The organism is Pseudomonas sp. TWR3-1-1 (assembly GCF_049896545.1).
Lineage (GTDB): Bacteria > Pseudomonadota > Gammaproteobacteria > Pseudomonadales > Pseudomonadaceae > Aquipseudomonas > Aquipseudomonas weihenstephanensis.
The window spans coordinates 182,566-199,766 of sequence record NZ_JAFCUO010000003.1; the positions used below are offsets into that span (position 1 = coordinate 182,566).

At 56.8% G+C, this 17,201-nt stretch carries 19 protein-coding genes and 2 tRNA genes; 9 read left to right on the plus strand and 12 right to left on the minus strand.

The window, feature by feature from the left end:
- Nucleotides 1-126: 126 nt before the first annotated feature.
- The 6 genes from flgE to ACP7A4_RS09490 form a co-directional block, all read right to left on the minus strand.
- The gene (flgE, locus tag ACP7A4_RS09465) at nucleotides 127-1,455 is read right to left on the minus strand and encodes a flagellar hook protein FlgE (protein WP_059763187.1); all 1,329 of its coding nucleotides are present in this window, start codon (nucleotides 1,453-1,455) and stop codon (nucleotides 127-129) included.
- A 29-nt stretch (nucleotides 1,456-1,484) separates the two neighbouring features.
- Nucleotides 1,485-2,213: a flagellar hook assembly protein FlgD gene (gene flgD, locus ACP7A4_RS09470; protein WP_059763188.1), complete on the minus strand. Its 729-nt coding sequence runs from the start codon at nucleotides 2,211-2,213 to the stop codon at nucleotides 1,485-1,487.
- Between the two features lie 15 nt (nucleotides 2,214-2,228).
- Nucleotides 2,229-2,672, minus strand: a complete 444-nt coding sequence (gene flgC, locus ACP7A4_RS09475; protein WP_048363519.1) for a flagellar basal body rod protein FlgC — start codon at nucleotides 2,670-2,672, stop codon at nucleotides 2,229-2,231.
- Between the two features lie 3 nt (nucleotides 2,673-2,675).
- Nucleotides 2,676-3,083 carry a flagellar basal body rod protein FlgB gene (gene flgB / locus ACP7A4_RS09480; protein WP_059763189.1) on the minus strand — a complete coding sequence of 136 codons (408 nt, stop codon included), beginning with the start codon at nucleotides 3,081-3,083 and terminating at the stop codon, nucleotides 2,676-2,678.
- A 413-nt stretch (nucleotides 3,084-3,496) separates the two neighbouring features.
- Nucleotides 3,497-4,324, minus strand: a complete 828-nt coding sequence (gene cheR, locus ACP7A4_RS09485; protein WP_048363517.1) for a protein-glutamate O-methyltransferase CheR — start codon at nucleotides 4,322-4,324, stop codon at nucleotides 3,497-3,499.
- Nucleotides 4,325-4,370: 46 nt separating this feature from the next.
- Nucleotides 4,371-5,303 (minus strand): chemotaxis protein CheV, encoded by a 933-nt coding sequence (locus ACP7A4_RS09490; protein WP_048363516.1) that lies wholly within the window; start codon nucleotides 5,301-5,303, stop codon nucleotides 4,371-4,373.
- Nucleotides 5,304-5,380: 77 nt separating this feature from the next.
- Here ACP7A4_RS09490 and flgA point away from each other — a divergent pair, with 77 nt between their 5' ends.
- From flgA to ACP7A4_RS09510, 4 genes are all read left to right on the plus strand, one after another.
- Entirely contained in the window at nucleotides 5,381-6,151 is a 771-nt protein-coding gene (gene flgA, locus ACP7A4_RS09495) for a flagellar basal body P-ring formation chaperone FlgA (RefSeq protein ID WP_048363515.1), read from the plus strand.
- Nucleotides 6,152-6,302: 151 nt separating this feature from the next.
- Nucleotides 6,303-6,626: a flagellar biosynthesis anti-sigma factor FlgM gene (gene flgM / locus ACP7A4_RS09500; RefSeq protein WP_059763191.1), complete on the plus strand. Its 324-nt coding sequence runs from the start codon at nucleotides 6,303-6,305 to the stop codon at nucleotides 6,624-6,626.
- Nucleotides 6,627-6,676: 50 nt separating this feature from the next.
- Complete coding sequence (locus ACP7A4_RS09505) at nucleotides 6,677-7,144, plus strand: flagella synthesis protein FlgN (protein WP_059763192.1); 468 nt, start codon at nucleotides 6,677-6,679, stop codon at nucleotides 7,142-7,144.
- 92 nt (nucleotides 7,145-7,236) lie between these two features.
- Nucleotides 7,237-7,977, plus strand: a complete 741-nt coding sequence (locus ACP7A4_RS09510; protein WP_203303279.1) for a flagellar brake protein — start codon at nucleotides 7,237-7,239, stop codon at nucleotides 7,975-7,977.
- Nucleotides 7,978-8,024: 47 nt separating this feature from the next.
- On the opposite strand, the gene ACP7A4_RS09515 is transcribed toward ACP7A4_RS09510, so the two are convergent.
- Together ACP7A4_RS09515 and ACP7A4_RS09520 are read right to left on the minus strand one after the other, a co-directional pair.
- A complete protein-coding gene (locus tag ACP7A4_RS09515; RefSeq protein ID WP_059763194.1) occupies nucleotides 8,025-9,368 on the minus strand; it encodes an MFS transporter in 1,344 nt (447 codons plus the stop codon).
- 103 nt (nucleotides 9,369-9,471) lie between these two features.
- Nucleotides 9,472-10,713 carry a glutamine synthetase family protein gene (locus tag ACP7A4_RS09520; RefSeq protein ID WP_203303343.1) on the minus strand — a complete coding sequence of 414 codons (1,242 nt, stop codon included), beginning with the start codon at nucleotides 10,711-10,713 and terminating at the stop codon, nucleotides 9,472-9,474.
- 335 nt (nucleotides 10,714-11,048) lie between these two features.
- On the opposite strand from ACP7A4_RS09520, the gene ACP7A4_RS09525 reads away from it, so the two are divergent.
- Together ACP7A4_RS09525 and ACP7A4_RS09530 are read left to right on the plus strand one after the other, a co-directional pair.
- Nucleotides 11,049-12,368 (plus strand): histidine-type phosphatase, encoded by a 1,320-nt coding sequence (locus tag ACP7A4_RS09525; protein WP_426246547.1) that lies wholly within the window; start codon nucleotides 11,049-11,051, stop codon nucleotides 12,366-12,368.
- Nucleotides 12,369-12,501: 133 nt separating this feature from the next.
- Nucleotides 12,502-12,753 (plus strand): hypothetical protein, encoded by a 252-nt coding sequence (locus ACP7A4_RS09530; RefSeq protein WP_059763197.1) that lies wholly within the window; start codon nucleotides 12,502-12,504, stop codon nucleotides 12,751-12,753.
- A 40-nt stretch (nucleotides 12,754-12,793) separates the two neighbouring features.
- Here ACP7A4_RS09530 and ACP7A4_RS09535 read toward each other — a convergent pair.
- A tRNA-Arg gene (locus tag ACP7A4_RS09535) sits at nucleotides 12,794-12,870 on the minus strand.
- A 390-nt stretch (nucleotides 12,871-13,260) separates the two neighbouring features.
- Between ACP7A4_RS09535 and ACP7A4_RS09540 the strand changes: the two genes are divergently transcribed.
- Entirely contained in the window at nucleotides 13,261-13,497 is a 237-nt protein-coding gene (locus tag ACP7A4_RS09540; RefSeq protein ID WP_059763218.1) for a hypothetical protein, read from the plus strand.
- 18 nt (nucleotides 13,498-13,515) lie between these two features.
- A complete protein-coding gene (locus tag ACP7A4_RS09545) occupies nucleotides 13,516-13,695 on the plus strand; it encodes a PA3371 family protein (RefSeq protein WP_059763198.1) in 180 nt (59 codons plus the stop codon).
- On the opposite strand, the gene phnN is transcribed toward ACP7A4_RS09545, so the two are convergent.
- Nucleotides 13,687-14,265 (minus strand): phosphonate metabolism protein/1,5-bisphosphokinase (PRPP-forming) PhnN, encoded by a 579-nt coding sequence (gene phnN, locus ACP7A4_RS09550; RefSeq protein ID WP_059763199.1) that lies wholly within the window; start codon nucleotides 14,263-14,265, stop codon nucleotides 13,687-13,689. The two genes, ACP7A4_RS09545 and phnN, sit on opposite strands and share 9 nt — an antisense overlap.
- Before the next feature lie 365 nt (nucleotides 14,266-14,630).
- Here phnN and ACP7A4_RS09555 point away from each other — a divergent pair, with 365 nt between their 5' ends.
- Nucleotides 14,631-14,957 carry an Arc family DNA-binding protein gene (locus tag ACP7A4_RS09555; RefSeq protein ID WP_047276944.1) on the plus strand — a complete coding sequence of 109 codons (327 nt, stop codon included), beginning with the start codon at nucleotides 14,631-14,633 and terminating at the stop codon, nucleotides 14,955-14,957.
- A gap of 124 nt (nucleotides 14,958-15,081) precedes the next feature.
- Here ACP7A4_RS09555 and mgtE read toward each other — a convergent pair whose 3' ends face one another.
- Nucleotides 15,082-16,524, minus strand: coding sequence for a magnesium transporter (gene mgtE, locus ACP7A4_RS09560; protein ID WP_059763200.1), 1,443 nt, complete (start codon nucleotides 16,522-16,524; stop codon nucleotides 15,082-15,084).
- 530 nt (nucleotides 16,525-17,054) lie between these two features.
- Nucleotides 17,055-17,131 (minus strand) — tRNA-Arg (locus tag ACP7A4_RS09565).
- Between the last annotated feature and the right edge of the window lie 70 nt (nucleotides 17,132-17,201).

Here is a 17,201-nt window from a genome sequence, read left to right on the forward strand (position 1 = left end):
GCAGTTACGCGGGGGTTCCTATTCCAACCATGTCAGTTTTTGAACAGTCGCGACGGGACAGCATGTGTATTTAAGACACACAAAAAAACCCCTCTTTTGAGGGGTTTTGTGTGGAGCGCCAGGGCATCAGGTCATCTGAATGATGGTCTGCATGATGGTGCTCTGGGTGGAGATGGTTTTGGCGTTGGCCTGGTAGTTACTCTGCGCTTTGATCAGGTCAACCAGCTCGTTGGTCAGGTTGACGTTGGAGTCTTCCAGCGAGTTGGACTTGATGGCGCCCAGGCTGCCAATTTGCGGTGCATCGTAACCGGCCTGACCCGAGGCGAAGGTTTCTTTCCAGGCTGTACCGCCGATAGGCTGCAAACCTTGCTCGTTGGTGAAGCTGGCGAGCGAGATCTGGCCAATGGCACGGCTCTGGTTGTTGCTGAAGTTGGCAAACATCACGCCCGAACCGTCGATGGTCAGGTTGGTGATCTGGCCAGTGGCATAACCGTCCTGGGTCGGCGGGTTACGCGAGGTATCGGTGTTGTACTGGGTGGTTTTGGCCATGTTGATGGCAATACCGCCATCTTTGGAAGCGGCACCGTTGGACACCCACTTACCGTTAACCTCGGCACCTGGCATCCAGTTACCCACCGTCAGGGTGCTGCTGATGATGTCTGGCTTGGTCGGGTCCGGGTCGGGTGTGGTGACGCTAGTCAGCGCGCCTGCCGAGTCGAAGACCATGGTCGAGGCGACCGGGGCCTCGGCATCTTTACCCGTGACCGGGCTGCCGTCCGGGTTGCGGCCATCGATCAGGGTGTAGGTTTTCCAGGTGTTGGAATCGGTTTTCACCATGTACTGATCCATCGGGTGCGGGTTGCCCTGGGTATCGTAAACAGTGGTGCTGAATTTTTTGCTGTAGGTTTCAAGCTTTGAAGGGTCGAACGGGTTTTTCACCTGGTCGATCACATCGCTGGTCGAGTTCAGGTTGATGGTCGAGTCCACCGAGCCGCTCGCCTTGGGCGCCAGGTTCGAGGTGTCGATACGCAGGTCCGTCAGCACGCCATTGATGATTTTGCCGTTGGCGTCAACGCCGTAACCCTGCAACCGCGCGCTGCCATCAGTGCTGGTGACGAAGCCATCTTTATCGGCCTTGAACGTACCGGCACGGGTGTAGCTCAGCGAGCCGTTTTCGCTCAGCACGAAAAAGCCGCTGCCCTGAATGCCCATGTCCAGCAGGTTGCCGGTGTTGTTGATCGAACCTTGGGCAAAGTTCTGCGAGACGTTGGCCAGGTTCACACCGCTGCCGATGGTCTTGCTGCCGACGCCCAGCTTGCTCGCCGAGTAAATATCCGAGAACTCGGCGCGCGATGCTTTGAAACCGCTGGTGGCAACGTTGGCAATGTTGTTGCCGGTAACGTCGAGTTGTTTGTTGGCCGCATAGAGGCCGCTAAGGCCGATATTAAAAGACATGTTTCACTCCTTGAGGCGTATGGGTCGGCTTAGAGGCCAATGGTCTGGACTTTGGACATGCCAATGCTGCCCAGGCCTGCGAGATTGAGCATGATTTCACCGCCGGTTTTGCTCAGTGTCACGCTGTTGACTGTGGCAGGCAGGTAGGTGGTGAGCGCCGTGGTGGTGGTGTCGGTTTTAGACGATGCGGTGAAGGTGTAATTGCCTTTAGGCATCAGCTCACCGTCATCATTTTTGCCGTCCCAGGTGAAGTCGACATTGCCGGCTTTCTGTGCAGGCATCTGGATGGTTCTGACCAGTTCGCCGTCTGCATCGGTGATGGTGATAGTCGGCTTGGTGTCCGCCTCTTTCACCACGACCGTGCCGTTGAACGGTTTTTCGCTGGCGGTATCGACCAACGCTTCACCGGTTTGCACGATCACCGAACGGCCCACCAGCGACGACGCCTGCAAGGCTTGCGAGGACTGCAAGCCGCCGGTGATGGAGTTCACCGAGTCATTGAGAGTGGTGATGCCTTCCAGGCTGCTGAACTGCGCCAACTGCGCGACGAACGCGGTGTTGTCTTGCGGGTCCAGCGGGTTCTGGTTTTTCAGCTGGGTGACCAGCAATTGCAAGAACGCATCCTTGCCCAGGGCTTTATCATTGCCTGCAACCGCCTTGGACGCCGCCGCCAGACTGGTGTCCGTGGCTTTGGCCTGGGCAGAGTTGGCCAGCACCTGATTGAGGGTTTTGTTGCTGACGGAATCGGTCACACTCATTTGCGTCGTTCCTTATCACTGACCCAGGGTCAGGACCTTCTGCATCATGGTTTTGGCGGTGTTCATCATTTCGGCGTTGGTCTGGAACGAACGACTGGCGGAAATCATGTCAGCCATTTCTTCAACCACGTTGACGTTGGGGTAGTACACATACCCTTTGGCGTCGGCAGAAGGATGGTTCGGCTCGTAGCGGGCGTCGAGGTTGCTTTGGTCTTCGACCACGCCCAGCACTTGTACGCCCTGCCCGGCTGCGTCCTGATTCTGGAACAGCGAACCGCCGTTACCGCTTTGCGCGCCCTGAAACATGGTGGCGAACACTGGGTGACGGGCGCGGTAGGTTTGGTCGATGCTCGACGAAACGGTCTCGGCGTTGGCGATGTTACTGGCGACGGTGTTCAGTCGAGTGGTCTGAGCACTCATGCCGCTACCGGCAATATTGAAAACACTGGCTAGAGACATGGATTACTCTCCGCGCAGGGCTGATACCAGCCCTTTGAATTTGCTGTTGAGCAGCGTGAAGCTGGCCTGGAAGTTGACCGCATTCTCTGCGTAGTTCGATTGTTCGAGCTGAGCATCCACCGTGTTCTGGTCGATAGAGGGCTGCATGGGCGTGCGGTACAACAATGACTCCTCGCCACTGCTCAGGCCCTGAGCTTCGATATGGCGGCTGTTGGTCATGTTCAAGGCAAAGCTGCCGTTCTTGTTTTTGTCACTCTGTGCGGCAAGCACAGAGGCAAAATCCAAGTCCCGAGCCTTGTAGTTCGGGGTATCGGCGTTGGCGATGTTGTTCGCCAGGACTTCGGCGCGCTGTGCGCGAAAGCCAAGGGCTTGCTCATGGATACCGAGCGCTTTATCGAAGCTGATGCTCATGTCGGAAAACCTTTGTGGGCTGACCTGAGAATGTGGTTCAGGTCTTACATGCAGTGGATAGAGCAAACGCCGTGCCAGTTTTCACACCCCCATATTTCAAGGCTTTGCGCGGGAATGAGCTGCGCCAATGCCAGAAAAGCGGCAATGACTGACCGCCGACTGCCGCTTTTCTGCCGCTTTGTTCCTCAATAACCGCTCAAGAGCGCAAATGCAGAACCGCGTAGGCGCTGCCGCAGGCTGCGTCCGGCGGCAAGGTCGCCGTAAAACCCGTCAATCTGGTTCTTCAGACACGCCACGGTGCTCAGGTTTGCAAGCGCTTCGCGCTTGATCGCGGCCTCGTACCTGGGCAGTCCCTACAGCGCAAAAAAAACGGGAGCCTTGCGGGCTCCCGTTGTGATGACGCGCAGACCGACTTACTTGGCCTGATAGATGATGCCCGGACTGCACTGGACCATCTGGTAGTGATCCGGCAAGCCGTTCAATGCCTCGGATGCACCCAGGAACAGATACCCCCCCGGCTTCAACGTGCTGTGAATACGCAGCAAGATGTCTTTTTTGACCTCCGCCGAGAAGTAGATCAGCACGTTGCGGCAGAACACCATGTCGAACTTGCCCAACCCGGCGTAGCTGTCCAGCAGGTTGAAGGAGCGAAACTCGACGCGATTTTTGATCGGCGCCTTGATCACCCAACGCCCCGGCCCTTTCGGATCGAAGTAGCGTTGCAAGCGCTCCTGGGACAAACCACGGCCAATCGCGAGGCTGTCGTACTCGCCCGTTTTGCAGGTGTTAAGCATCAAGCTGGACAGGTCGGTGGCCACAATCTGCACGCCCGCCTTCAATTGCCCAAGGTTGGTGCGCTCGTATTCATCAATGGCCATTGACAGCGAAAACGGCTCTTGCCCCGAAGAGCACGCCGCCGACCAGATACGTAAACGTTGACCCGGATTAGCCTTGGTCAGCTCAGGCAGGACTTTGTTCTTCAGCACTTCAAAGGGGTAGGTATCGCGAAACCACAGGGTTTCGTTGGTGGTCATTGCATCGACCACCTGCTCGCGCAACCCGCTGCGGGGCTGGCTCTGGATGCGCTGAATCAGCTCACCCAACGACTTGATACCTTGCTGTTCCATCAGCTTGTTGAGACGGCTGGAAACAAGGTACTGCTTGTTCTCACCTAGCAAAATGCCACAGGCTTTTTCCAGGAAAACCCGGAACTGCTCAAAATCCAAATTACCCGTAGACAAATGATCCTGCCTCTATCAATCGTGTTAACCGCCAAGGGCCAAGCCCCTAGCTGTGGTCTGCTTCTTTGATCCGGTCAACTACCCGGGATGCCAGGTCATCAGGGCGGAATTTTGCCAAAAAGTCATTGGCGCCGACTTTTTTGACCATCGCCTGATTGAATACCCCGGACAACGAAGTATGCAGAATGATGTGCAACTTTTGCATGCGCGGATCGCTGCGGATTTCTGACGTCAGGGTGTAACCGTCCATTTCCGGCATCTCGATGTCCGAGATCATCATCAGAAACTCTTCTGACGGGTCTTTGCCTTCGTCCACCATGTTCTTCAGGTATTGCAGCGCCTGACGGCCGTCATTGAGCGACACCACTTCAACGCCGACCGTTTGCAGGCAACGTGTCACCTGCTTGCGCGCCACTGAGGAGTCATCCACCGTCAGCACCCGCAACGACACGGCTTTGCTCTGGGTTTCAACGTCAACTACGCCGTGCGAAATGCTTTCGGATGAAGGCGAAACTTCAGACAGGATTTTTTCAACGTCGATGATTTCGACCAACTGGTCATCCAGCCGCGTCACCGCCGTCAGGTAGTGATCACGCCCGGTGCCCTTGGGTGGCGGATGAATCTCCTCCCAGTTCATGTTGACGATGCGCTCAACCGAACGCACCAGGAAACCCTGCGTTTTAGTGTTGTACTCGGTAATGATCACAAACGGGCTGCTTTGATCTTTCAAAGCGCCTGCGCCGGTGGCCATCGCCAAGTCGAGAATCGGAATGGTCGCCCCCCGAATACTCGCCACACCGCAGACCACCGGGTGGGATTTTGGCATCACTGTCAGCTTGGGGCATTGCAGCACCTCGCGGACTTTGAACACGTTAATCCCGTACAGCTGCTGCCCGTCCAGGCGAAACAACAACAGCTCCAGGCGGTTTTGCCCCACCAGTTGAGTGCGCTGGTTAACCGCATCCATCACCCCAGCCATACTCGGTTCCCCTCAAAAACTTTAAGTTGCGACGCACATAGCCCGGTAAACGGCACGGGCTTTGCTATTTATCCGCCATGAATGCAAAAACGACAATTTCTCGCCACTGGCCGATTCCTCAGACGCTGCGCCGCCGCTTTTTAAGCTTCCTTGCGGCCGGGTGCCTGATAAGCGCTGGAGCACAGTCCTACGCTGATGGATTTACATCTCCTACTCAGCTTATCGGCGTGACCCAAGGCTTTCTTGAATTCACCGTCGAAGACTACCTCGCCACGGGTCATATAGAAGGCCGCTACGAGATTCAGGTGAACAACCTGGACCCCCGCCTGCGTCTGGCCCAATGCGACAAGGAATTGACAGCCACCCTTGAAAGCCCGGCCCAACCCATGGGCCGCGTCACCGTGCGCGTACGCTGTGAGGGTAGCTCGCCCTGGACGATCTTCGTACCGGCGCAGGTCAAGTTGTTCCGCGAGGTGGTGACCGTTACCCACCCGCTCAAGCGCGGCATGGTGATCGACTATGACGACGTAGTCCTGCGCGAGCGGGACATCAGCCTGATCAATCAGGGCTACATGACGGCTGTGGAACTGGCCGTTGGCCAGAAACTTCTGCGACCAATGGTCACCGACCAAGTGCTGACATTGACGCATCTGGAGCAGGCCGCCGTGGTACGCAAGGGCGATCAGGTGGTGATCAACGCCCGCAGCGGCACACTGACCGTCAGAATGCCCGGCGAAGCGCTGTCCGACGGCGGCCTCAGTGAGCAGGTTCGGGTCAAGAACCTGAACTCCAAACGGGTGATCAAAGCGCGCATTACCGGGCCAGGGCAAGTCGAGGTAGCTTTGTAGGACAGTTGGCATACGTACCTCAACTTTCCTACACTGTCGCTTGACGCAGATCAGTACTGATTCGCGTCGACCTATGATTAATCGAGCCTAAAGTTTTCTCGGGTATGGCCGAAAACATGGCAAGCGTCCAAATACCCAGAGGTTTTCCAACATGGTCATCGACTTCAGTCGCCTAAACAGCGCCGCGCCTTTAACCGCCAGTACGCGCAGCAACGCCACTCAGGAAGCAGGTAGCGCCACGCAAGCGGCCCCTGTTAACGCCGAGCGCGCTGATGCCAACGCCCCGAGCGGGGAATCTGTGCACCTGAGCCACGAGGCACAACAGTTGCAAAAAATCAGCGATTCGCTGCGTGACCAACCGGTTGTCGACAAAAGCCGTGTGGCTGAGTTGAAACAGGCCATTGCCGATGGTAGCTATACCGTCGACAGCAATCGGGTCGCCAGCAAATTGCTTAACTTGGAAGCCCAGCGCTAGCCTTCGCGGCAAGCGCCAGGCTTTTGGACGCTTAAATTCCAGAGCCAGCCATGCACGACACGACTTTACTGCAACTGATCAACGACGACTTCGGCCCGGCCCAGACGCTGCTCAGCCTGCTGCAAGACGAAACGGTCGCCCTGCAAGGGCGCGATATGCTGGTGCTCGAAAAGATCCTGGCACACAAGCAGTCGCTCATCATTCTGCTCGACCAGCATGGGCGCAAACGCAGCGAACTGCTGGTCAGCCTCGGTTTGACAGCCAACCACAGCGGTCTTGAACAATTGGCCAGCCACTCCGATGTTGGCCCGCAACTGCTGGCCCAAAGCGCTGCACTGAATCAGTTGCTGGCTGAGTGCCAAGCTGCCAATGCCGTCAATGGCCAAGCCATCCAGACGCAACAGCTCATTACTGCCAATCAACAGCGCATCCTGCACGGCGGCGAAGCCCATACTTTGTATGACGCTCGCGGCACCACAGCGCTGGTCAACAAACCGCGCGCATTCAGTCAGGCTTAAGCTCGCAGGCCTGCACTATCCTAAGGACGCAACATACTGGCAAAATGCCGCCTTTTGCGTGTTGTTGTATTTTGTCTGGAGATTGACGAACCGTGTCCACTGCCGAAGATGCTCCGCAGCCTCCAAAGGTTATCAGCACTGCCTTGGAAATTTCCGCCAATTTGCGGAGGCTAAAAGAGAGCCATGACCCCCTGATCATCACCTTTCACGAACGCAGTCAGCGCTTTCAGAGCTATTTGATTGACGTAGATCGCGATACCGCCACCCTCGCCTTTGATGAAATGATCCCGCGCGACGGTGAGCGTTTCCTTGAAGCTGGCGAGCCGTTTCGCGTTGAAGGTTTCCATGATGGCGTACGCATTGCCTGGGAATGCACCACTCAACTGACCATTGACGACAAGGACGGTCACCGCAGTTATCACGGCGCCTTGCCGAACGAAATCGTTTACCACCAGCGCCGTAATGCGTTCCGCGCGGCACTCAAGCTGGCGGACTTGGTCAGCGTAAAAGTCGACGGGGACAAGATTAAACCCGCGATCGAAGGCAAGTTGCTGGATGTGTCCGCCACAGGCTGCAAGCTGAGGTTTGAAGGCGACATCAGTGAACGTCTGCAATTGGGGCAAGTCTACGAGCGCTTTGAGGCCGCCCTGCCCTTTGGCACCATGGCCACCCCTGTGGAGTTGCGCTACCTGCATTTTGAAGAGCGCCTCAACATCACCTTTGCCGGCATGCGTTTTCACAACATGAGCGGCAACGTGCAGCGTCAGGTCGAGCGCTTTGTGTATCAGTTGCAACGTGATGTGCGACGCTTTGATAAAGACGACGATTATTGAGTGATCCCCCCCTCTCCTAAAGAGAGAGGGGTTTAAGCGCACACCGCTCAATCCTTACGCAGATCGGCGCTTTCTTCTTCCGGGAGGGGGCCTGGATGAGGATCTTCAGGCTCAACCACTGGTTCAACACTGTCCTGCATCTGCTCCTGCACCACCTGTTCATCCACCCGCGGGTCAAGCGCTGCCACCAAGGGCGAGCTGGACATGCTGTCGGGCATGGCAACGTGCTGCAACGGCGCATCGTCGACCTGGTGCAAGTTGGTGACCGCATTCGGTCGGATGCGCCACACCAGCACCAGGCCCGTCACACTGAAAAACGCGTAGAGCATCTGACTGCCCAACACCTTCATCAGCACACCGGCCACCAACGGTCCGACGCTGGCGCCAATGCCATAGGTCACCAGCAACATGGCGGTCAATGACACGCGCCGCTCGGCCTCTACGTGGTCATTGGCAAACGCCACCGCCAGCGGATAGATGCAAAACTGCACCAGCGCACTGAGCCAACCCGCCACAAACAATACCTCCAGCGGCACGGTTGGCATGATCGCCAGCGGCAGCGACACCACCGCCAGGATGAACGCAAACACACGGATCAACAGCGGCCGGTCGTAGCGATCCGACAGCCAGCCCAACGGCCACTGCGCCAGCAGCCCGGCAAAAATACAGCAACCCATGTACAAACCGACCAACTCGGTGGACAAGCCCTGCTGCGTGGCATACAGCGGCGCCAGACCATAGAACGAGCCCACCAGCAGCCCGGCCCCCATCACGGCAATCAACGACTGTGGCACGCGCTTGATGAAGAACTTGGGGTCCATCGGCGCGGGGTGCAACGGCGCCGGGTGGATGCGTCGGGTCATGGCCACGGGCACCAGGCACAGGGCAAAGCACAGCGCCACCAGCATGAGCAATTCAAGGCCCAACTGCGGGTGGATGACCAAAATCAATTGCCCGAGCACCAGGCCCAGATACGAGGCAATCATATACAGGCTGAACACCACGCCGCGCTGCTTGGCGTCGGCCTGCTCGTTAAGCCAGCTTTCGATGACCATGTATTGGCACATCATGCCCAAACCCACGATAACCCTGAGCAGCAGCCAGATCGGCAGCCAGTCGGTTAAACCGTGACACAACACCGCCGCGCCAACGATACCGGCGCAGGTGGCGTACGCACGAATGTGCCCCACGCGCGCAATCAGGCGGTGGCCAATCTTGCCGCCCAATACCAGGCCAAAATAGTTGGCCGCCATCAAGCCACCAATCCACAGGCCATCAACATTGTCGGCCGCAAGGCGCAGGGCAAGGTAGGTGCTCAACAAGCCCGAACCGATCAACATCATCAGCGAGGCGAAATACAGCGCTTTAAAAGACTTCCAGATTTGGCGCATCGGCGTTGCGCGACTCCATGCAGTGGCGGTCGGGCTATCTGACGATAGCCGAGCGCAGCAGGTTCAAACGGTCAAGCCGCAAGGCTGTGTGCCGTCTGGACGATTAAGCCTGAGCCGCTAACACACGGCGTTCCCAGGGTGTTATTTCATCAAAGAAGCTGGTCAGCTCCATCGTCTTGGACGCAATGTAACCTTCGATGAACTCCTTGCCGAACAGTTCCCTCGCCAAGTGACTGCGCTTGAGACGCTCAAGGGCGGCATGCAAGGTACATGGCAATGACAATGCCTCAGGCACTTCAAACTCACCCTGAATCGCAGCCGTCGGTTCCAGCTCGTTTTCGATGCCGTGCAAACCGGCCGCCAGGCTTGCAGCAATTGCCAGATACGGGTTGGCATCGGCCCCCGGCAAACGGTTTTCGACGCGTCGCGCCACGGGTGAACTGGCAGGTATGCGCAAGCCCGCCGACCGGTTGTCGAGGGACCAGCACGCGTTGTTCGGCGACGCATACGGGTGGCACAGCCGCTGGTAGGAGTTGACGTTGGGCGCAAACAACGCCGTGAAATCTGCCATGCCCGCCTGCTGCCCGCCGATAAAGTGACGGAAGGTCGCGGTCGGCTGACCCGCCTCATCGCTGAACACGTTACGCCCTGTGCCAAGGTCCACCACGCTTTGATGGATATGCATCGAGCTGCCCGCCGTTTTCGCCAGCGGCTTGGCCATGCACACCACAGTCAGGCCGTGCTTGAGCGCGACCTCCTTCAGCAAGTGCTTAAACAAAAACGTCTGATCGGCCAGCAGCAGCGGGTCGCCGTGCAGCAGGTTGATCTCGAACTGGCTTACGCCCATCTCATGCATGAACGTGTCACGGGGCAAACCCAGCGCCGCCATGCATTCATACACTTCGCTGAAGAAGGGGCGCAGGCCATTGTTGGAACTGATGCTGAACGCCGAAAAACCGTCTTCACGGCGACCGTCCAACCCTACTGGCGGCTGGAACGCCTGGGTCGGGTCGGTATTGGGCGCGAACACAAAGAACTCAAGCTCAGTGGCCACTACCGGAGCCAATCCGCGAGCTGCGTAGCGGGCGATCACCGCCTTGAGCTGACCACGGGTCGACAGGCACGAGCTTTCACCGCTCAGCTCGTCTGCGTCACAAATGGCCAAGGCGCGAGGTTGCTGGCTCCAGGGCAGGCGATGGATGTGCGCCGCGTCCGGCACCAACGCCAGATCGCCGTCATCGCTGCCATAAAAACGTGACTCCGGGTAGCCGCCCATGATGCATTGCAGCAGCACACCGCGGGCCATTTGCAGGCGTCGCCCCTCCAGAAACCCTTCAGCGGTCATCACCTTGCCACGCGGAACGCCGTTCAAATCGGGCGTTACACACTCAATCTCATCAATGCCGGACAGTCGCTGTGCGAGTGAACCCTGGCCATCGGTCGTCATGACGCTTTCCTTGTTGTTGTACACGCCGCGAACGGCAACCCGTACAAAATACGCACCACCTGTTCGGTATTTCAAGCGAGCGCTACACAAATGCTCACAAACACAGCGTGATCCTTACACCGAAGGCAGAAAACACATTCGCCGTAACAATTGCCAACTAGACTCTGTCGCCAAATGTGTCTTGGAAGAACCCGCAGGCTTGCCCCAGCGCTGCGTTGCCATAAGGAATATTGATGAAGCACTCCGCATTTTCTGTGTCCCGACGCGCCATTGGCCTGCTGCTGGCCGGCGCCCTCAGCCCGATGACCTTCGCGCAAACGCCCAGCAGCGATGGTTATGTACTGGACAAAGTGGTGCAGGTCAGCCGCCATGGGGTGCGCCCGCCCACCGAGTCCAATGAGAAGCTGCTGACCAAGGTCACCCAGCGCCAATGGCCGACGTGGCTGGTGCCCTTGGGCAACCTGACCGGCCACGGCTACACCGGCGCCGTGGAGATGGGCCGCTATCGCGGCGCGGTATTGCGCCACGCAGGCTTGATCGCGCAGGGCTGCCCCGATGCCAAACACCTGCTGGTGCACGCCAGCCCGCTGCAACGCACCAAAGCCACGGCCCAGGCATTACTCGACGGCATGTTTCCAGGCTGTGGGTTGCAGCCCACCTACGTGGCGGGCAAACAAGACGCGTTGTTTCAGGCTAACGAGATGATCTTCGCCGCCCTCGACGCCGAAAAAGCCAAGGCACAGATTCTCAAGGCCCTGGGCGGCAGCGTCGAAGCGGCCCAGAAGCGTTACGCGCCCTTCGAAGAAACCCTGCGTGAAGTCGCCTGCCTGCCCGACGTCAATTGCGCGTATGGCCACGAACCGTGGCAGCTGGTGCAAAACGACAAAGGTCGTTTCTCGATCAAAGGCCTGAGCGCAGGCGCCAACATGGGCGAAGTGTTTCGCCTCGAATACAGCCAGGGCCTGCCACTGGAGCAGGTTGCATTCGGCCATGCCCGCACGGCTGCTGAAGTGTCGAGCCTGATGGTGCTTACCAAGGCCAAATACGACTACTTGAACGACATCCCCTACATCGCCAGCCGTGGCGCTTCTGAGCTGATGAACCAGATTTCGCTGGCACTCAAACAAGGCACCCCACTGGCGCCCAAGGACACCACCGGAGCCCCACCAGACGTGCCCTTGATGCTGCTCGTGGCCCACGACACCAATATTTCGTACCTGCGCACCATGCTGGGTTTCAGCTGGAAACTGGGCGATTACATCGACAACAACATCCCGCCCGTCGGCACTTTGCAGTTCGAACGCTACAAAGAAGTCAAAACTGGCGCCTATTTTTTACGCATCGCCTTTGAAGCGCAGTCGATGGACCAGATCCGCGACCTGACCCCACTCAGGGGCACAGCAAAACCGCTGAGCAGCGATTTCAAAAGCGCCAACGACTGCCGCGCCACCCGCGTCGGCCTGTTGTGCCCACTCAAAGACGCGATAGCCACGGTCGATCAAAACATCGACCCGACTGCGCTCACGCCTTATCGCTTTTCACCAATGCCTTAAGCGTCCATCACGAGCGCCATACAACCCCCAAACAAGAAGTGCTTCACACAGTCGCCGTCGAGGTAAAGGGTGAGTTACATTCAAATCTGGATGTAACAAAAACAACAACCTACTCATCGATCCGGAGTAAACCGTGAATAGCTCGCAAAAAAAACGCACCTTCGACCTGATTCTGGACGCAGTGCTCCCCGAGTACCGTGATCGTGTGGGCGAGTACCTCATTGCCTACAAAGACATCCTGCTTGACGATCACGCACACGTAGAAACGCAGCGCGCCACGGCACATCAACTCAAGGGCTATTTGCGGGGTCTGAACACCACGCGCGTGCTCGGCATGGCAGATTTCGAAGAACTGGATCGACGCATCACCCAATTGTGGCCATGAGCCTCAATTGCAATACGCGAGTAAAGGGAGATGCGTGAAATGGTGTCCCAGGCGGGGTTCGAACCTGCAACCTTCCCCTTAGGAGGGGGATGCTCTATCCAATTGAGCTACTGAGACAATTCACGCGCACCACGCAAGGCGTGGCGTGCAGGACGGCGAGCATGGTAACGGCGATGCGGGGTTTTGTCATGTCGTCCGTTGGCTTTTTGGCTGTAAGTACTTACTAGACAAAGCCTCAATGAAGGAGATTGCGCCCATTGTGACGGATGGCCTTGCAACGCCTATCTCAGTCCCCCGGCAGCGCATCAGCAGCAACACGACCCTTCAACGACCTCCAGCATCGTGCATATTGCATGACCTGCAAATCACATCCTTGCAATTTGCAACTCAAGAGCGCTTAAAATCATCAGCAACTGACTGATTTACAAGGGTTTTACAGGTATCCTGCGTTGGCACGAAGGCTGCAATGGCAAGTGTATTAAGTCCATGCCCTCAGAGATGACCGCCATGAACAGCACTTTGATCCTGTTGAATGCACTCGCGCTGGCCATTTTGGTCATTTTCCAGTTCCAACCCGATCAGGCGTCAGCTGAATCGGGCGTGAATCTGGCTGACACCTATAAACCGCTCAAGCCGTTACCACAGCTGGCAGTGATGACTCAGGGCAAGAGCGGCGCATCCCGCCTGACCTCTGACCACGCCGCGCAACAGCAAACGGTTCAAAGCGAGCATTGGGTATTTTGAAGAGAGCTTTTTAGAATCATGTCCAAATTCGCATTCGGCTTTCTAATGCTGGCACTGTCCAGTCTGGCCCTGGATATTTTTATGCCATCCGGTGATCTGGGTGATCTGCCTTTGATTGCTGCCGGAACGTTCTTTATCGCCTGGCTGATTGCCCTGCTGGTCGGCCGCCGAATCAAGTTTGACCCGCTGTTACGCTGAAGCAGAATACGCGAGGGCGTTATCGATCAAGCTCAGCAAGCCCTGCACCCCCACGGACAAGGCTGCTGAGTTGTCCAGCACATGGACTTGTTCGGCGCTCAATGTCGCCAGAGAATCCAGAAACAATTGATTGCGTTTGAGTCGCGCACTGATCTCAGACGGCGTTTCCCTGCCGCGCTTGAGCAAGCGCTGTTGCAACACCTCGCTATCAACCCGCAAGACAATGGCCAGCAAATCCGGATAACGCGCTCGCGCCTGCTGTAAGTAGCCGCGTGAACCATTGACCAGCGCATGCCGCCCGCTATCAAGGCATTCATCAAGCTGCACAGGAATGCCGTACTCAAGGCCATTGGCCTGCCAGTGCAGGGCAAAAGCACGTTGGTGCTTGAGCGACTCGAACGCCTCTGGCGAAACGCCCACCGCATCCTCCCCAACGGATTCAGCCGAACGGGTTATTACACGCCGCATCACGTCACAACCGCGCTCAGCCAAATACGGGCGCGCGGCGTTGATCAGGCTGTCTTTACCCGACCCCGACGGCCCCATCAAATAGATCAATGTGCCTGACATGAATTGATCCTCTCGGTACTGAGCTATTACCACGCAATGTGCTGGGTAGTGCTGTGTGCAGATGCGGGCCTGAATCTGGCTTTCAACGTATGAAAGCCCTGAAAACAGCTTATATGATGTGTTTCAGATGAACGGATGGGCAAAGTGCTATCAAACCCAGTGCTCATTTCTGATAATCGTTGCTGGCAAAAAGCCTGTATCCGGTTCAATATTTGTCACAGAATTGACGCCAGGGAAGTGGCTAACTTGAGGCATGATCCCTGCCTCTTAGCAATTCAGGTTGAACATTTGGCTTTGAGGACGGTCTTAAAAACATCCTGCGGCCAATTCCGAGAACCGCTCCCCTGAACTAACCGGTTAACTATATGCGCCCATTGAAACAGGCAATTTATTCCAGCCGCACGGCTGACAAGTTCGTAGTGCGCCTGCCAGACGGAATGCGCGAACGCATTGCCGAGGTGGCCCGCAATCATCACCGCAGCATGAACTCAGAAATCATTGCCCGCCTGGAACAAAGCCTTATCCAGGAAGGCGCATTGGGCGACGAGCCTGCGCTGCGCCTGGACAGCCCCGAGCTGTCCATGCATGAACGCGAACTGTTGCAACGCTTCCGCCAGCTGTCTCATCGCCAGCAAAACGCTTTGGTTTCATTGATTGCACACGATGTTGAAATGGCATCCGACGCTTCTTGAGTTAAAACCAGCACCCAAAAAAGCCAGCCTTGTGCTGGTTTTTTTGTGGGCGCTCTGCCCGCCTGAAGACGCATCACAAGCAAAAACGGCTTGATCAGACAGTGCCAGATCAAGCCGTTAAGGGTCAGAGCAGGAAGATCGTGGCCAGCCCCAAGAAGATAAAGAACCCGCCACTGTCGGTCATGGCGGTAATCATCACGCTGGCCCCCATCGCCGGGTCGCGACCCAAGCGGGCCAGGGTCATGGGAATCAACACGCCCATCAGGGCAGCCAATAGCAGGTTAAGGGTCATCGCGGCGGTCATGACTACACCCAGCGACCAACTGCCGTACAGCAAATACGCCACTACGCCAATCACCCCACCCCACACCAGGCCGTTGATCAAGCCAACTGCCAGCTCCTTGCGCATCAACCGCGAGGTACTGCCCGTGTTGACCTGGTCCAGCGCCATCGCCCGCACAATCATGGTGATGGTCTGGTTGCCGGAGTTGCCGCCGATACCGGCCACAATTGGCATCAAGGCCGCGAGCGCTACCAGCTTTTCAATCGAGCCTTCAAACAAACCGATTACCCGCGACGCGATAAATGCCGTCACCAAGTTAACGGCCAGCCAGGCCCAACGGTTGCGCAGGGACTTCCAGACTGAAGCAAAAATATCTTCTTCTTCGCGCAGACCCGCCATGTTAAGGACTTCGGTCTCGCTTTCTTCACGGATCAAGTCAACCATTTCATCAATGGTCAGACGGCCGATGAGCTTGCCATTTTTGTCGACCACCGGGGCCGAAATCAGGTCATAACGCTCAAATGCCTGAGCCGCATCGTAAGCGTCTTCATCCGGGTGAAAACTCACCGGATCATTGGCCATGACTTCCGACACTTGTTTTTCAGGGTCGTTGACCAGCAAACGCTTGATCGGCAGCACGCCTTTCAACGCGCCGTCATAATCGACCACGAACAATTTGTCGGTATGGCCCGGCAGCTCTTTGAGGCGGCGCAGATAACGCAGGACGACTTCAAGGCTGACATCCTCACGAATGGTCACCATCTCGAAGTCCATCAAGGCACCGACTTGATCCTCGTTATAGGACAGCGCGGAGCGCACACGCTCACGCTGCTGGCCATCGAGGGTTTCCATCAGCTCATGGACGACGTCTCGCGGCAGCTCGGGGGCCAAGTCAGCGAGTTCATCGGCATCCATCTCCTTGGCCGCTGCCAGGAGCTCGTGATCGTCCATGTCGGCGATCAGGGTTTCACGTACAGAGTCGGAGACTTCGAGCAGGATGTCGCCATCGCGATCGGCCTTGACCAACTGCCAGACCGTCAGACGGTCATCGAGGGGTAACGCTTCAAGGATGTAGGCAACGTCTGCGGAGTGCAGATCCTCAAGCTTGCGCTGGAGTTCTACAAGGTTTTGCCGATGGACCAGGTTCTCGACCCGATCATGGTGATGGCCTTCCTGACGATGTGTCAGGTCTTCGACCACACGCTGGCGATTCAGCAGCTCAATTACTTGAGCGAGGCGGCTTTGCAGGCTTTCTTGTGTTTTTTTTACTTCAACTTCGGTCATAGGCGAACTCCACTCCCAGCAGCAGGGCACGCCGGAAGGATCAATCAGTCAATTCATGATTGGTAAAACGGGATGCTGAGTTACTACTGGGTAAGTCCATGGAGGTATTCCACAAGCCCCGGCGGGGCTGACGGGCGCAATCATACACGGCTTAAAAAATTAATGACGCTAAAAATCTCGGGGATAACAAATGCTTGCGCAGCATCACCGAACTTTGTTCACGCGATGACTCTGCGACGCCAGATGATCGGCCCGGAGCACAGTCTTTGTGTAAAAAATTAACGCGGCGACACGGCCTGTCGTAACGGTTGCCGAGGGTTGAGATTTTTGCGAGGACTGAAATGGTCGCAACCTGCGCCAGGTTCTGCATAACACCTGACATAGACCATTTGCACGCCAGTTAATTCCTGCGTGGCGCAGTGAAGCGGCGACAAGTCTGGCGCATGACAGTAACGCACTGTGTGTCGGCGCAACTTCACTCAAATCACAGACAGCAAAAAGCCCGCTTTAAAGGCGGGCTTCTTGGTGTTTGGTGCACTCGACAGGATTCGAACCTGTGACCGCTCGGTTCGTAGCCGAGTACTCTATCCAGCTGAGCTACGAGTGCAAGGTGTGTTTGTTAAACCAGACCACCCTGGTTGAAGCCAAGTTAACTGCCAAAGCAACTAACTCTTAAA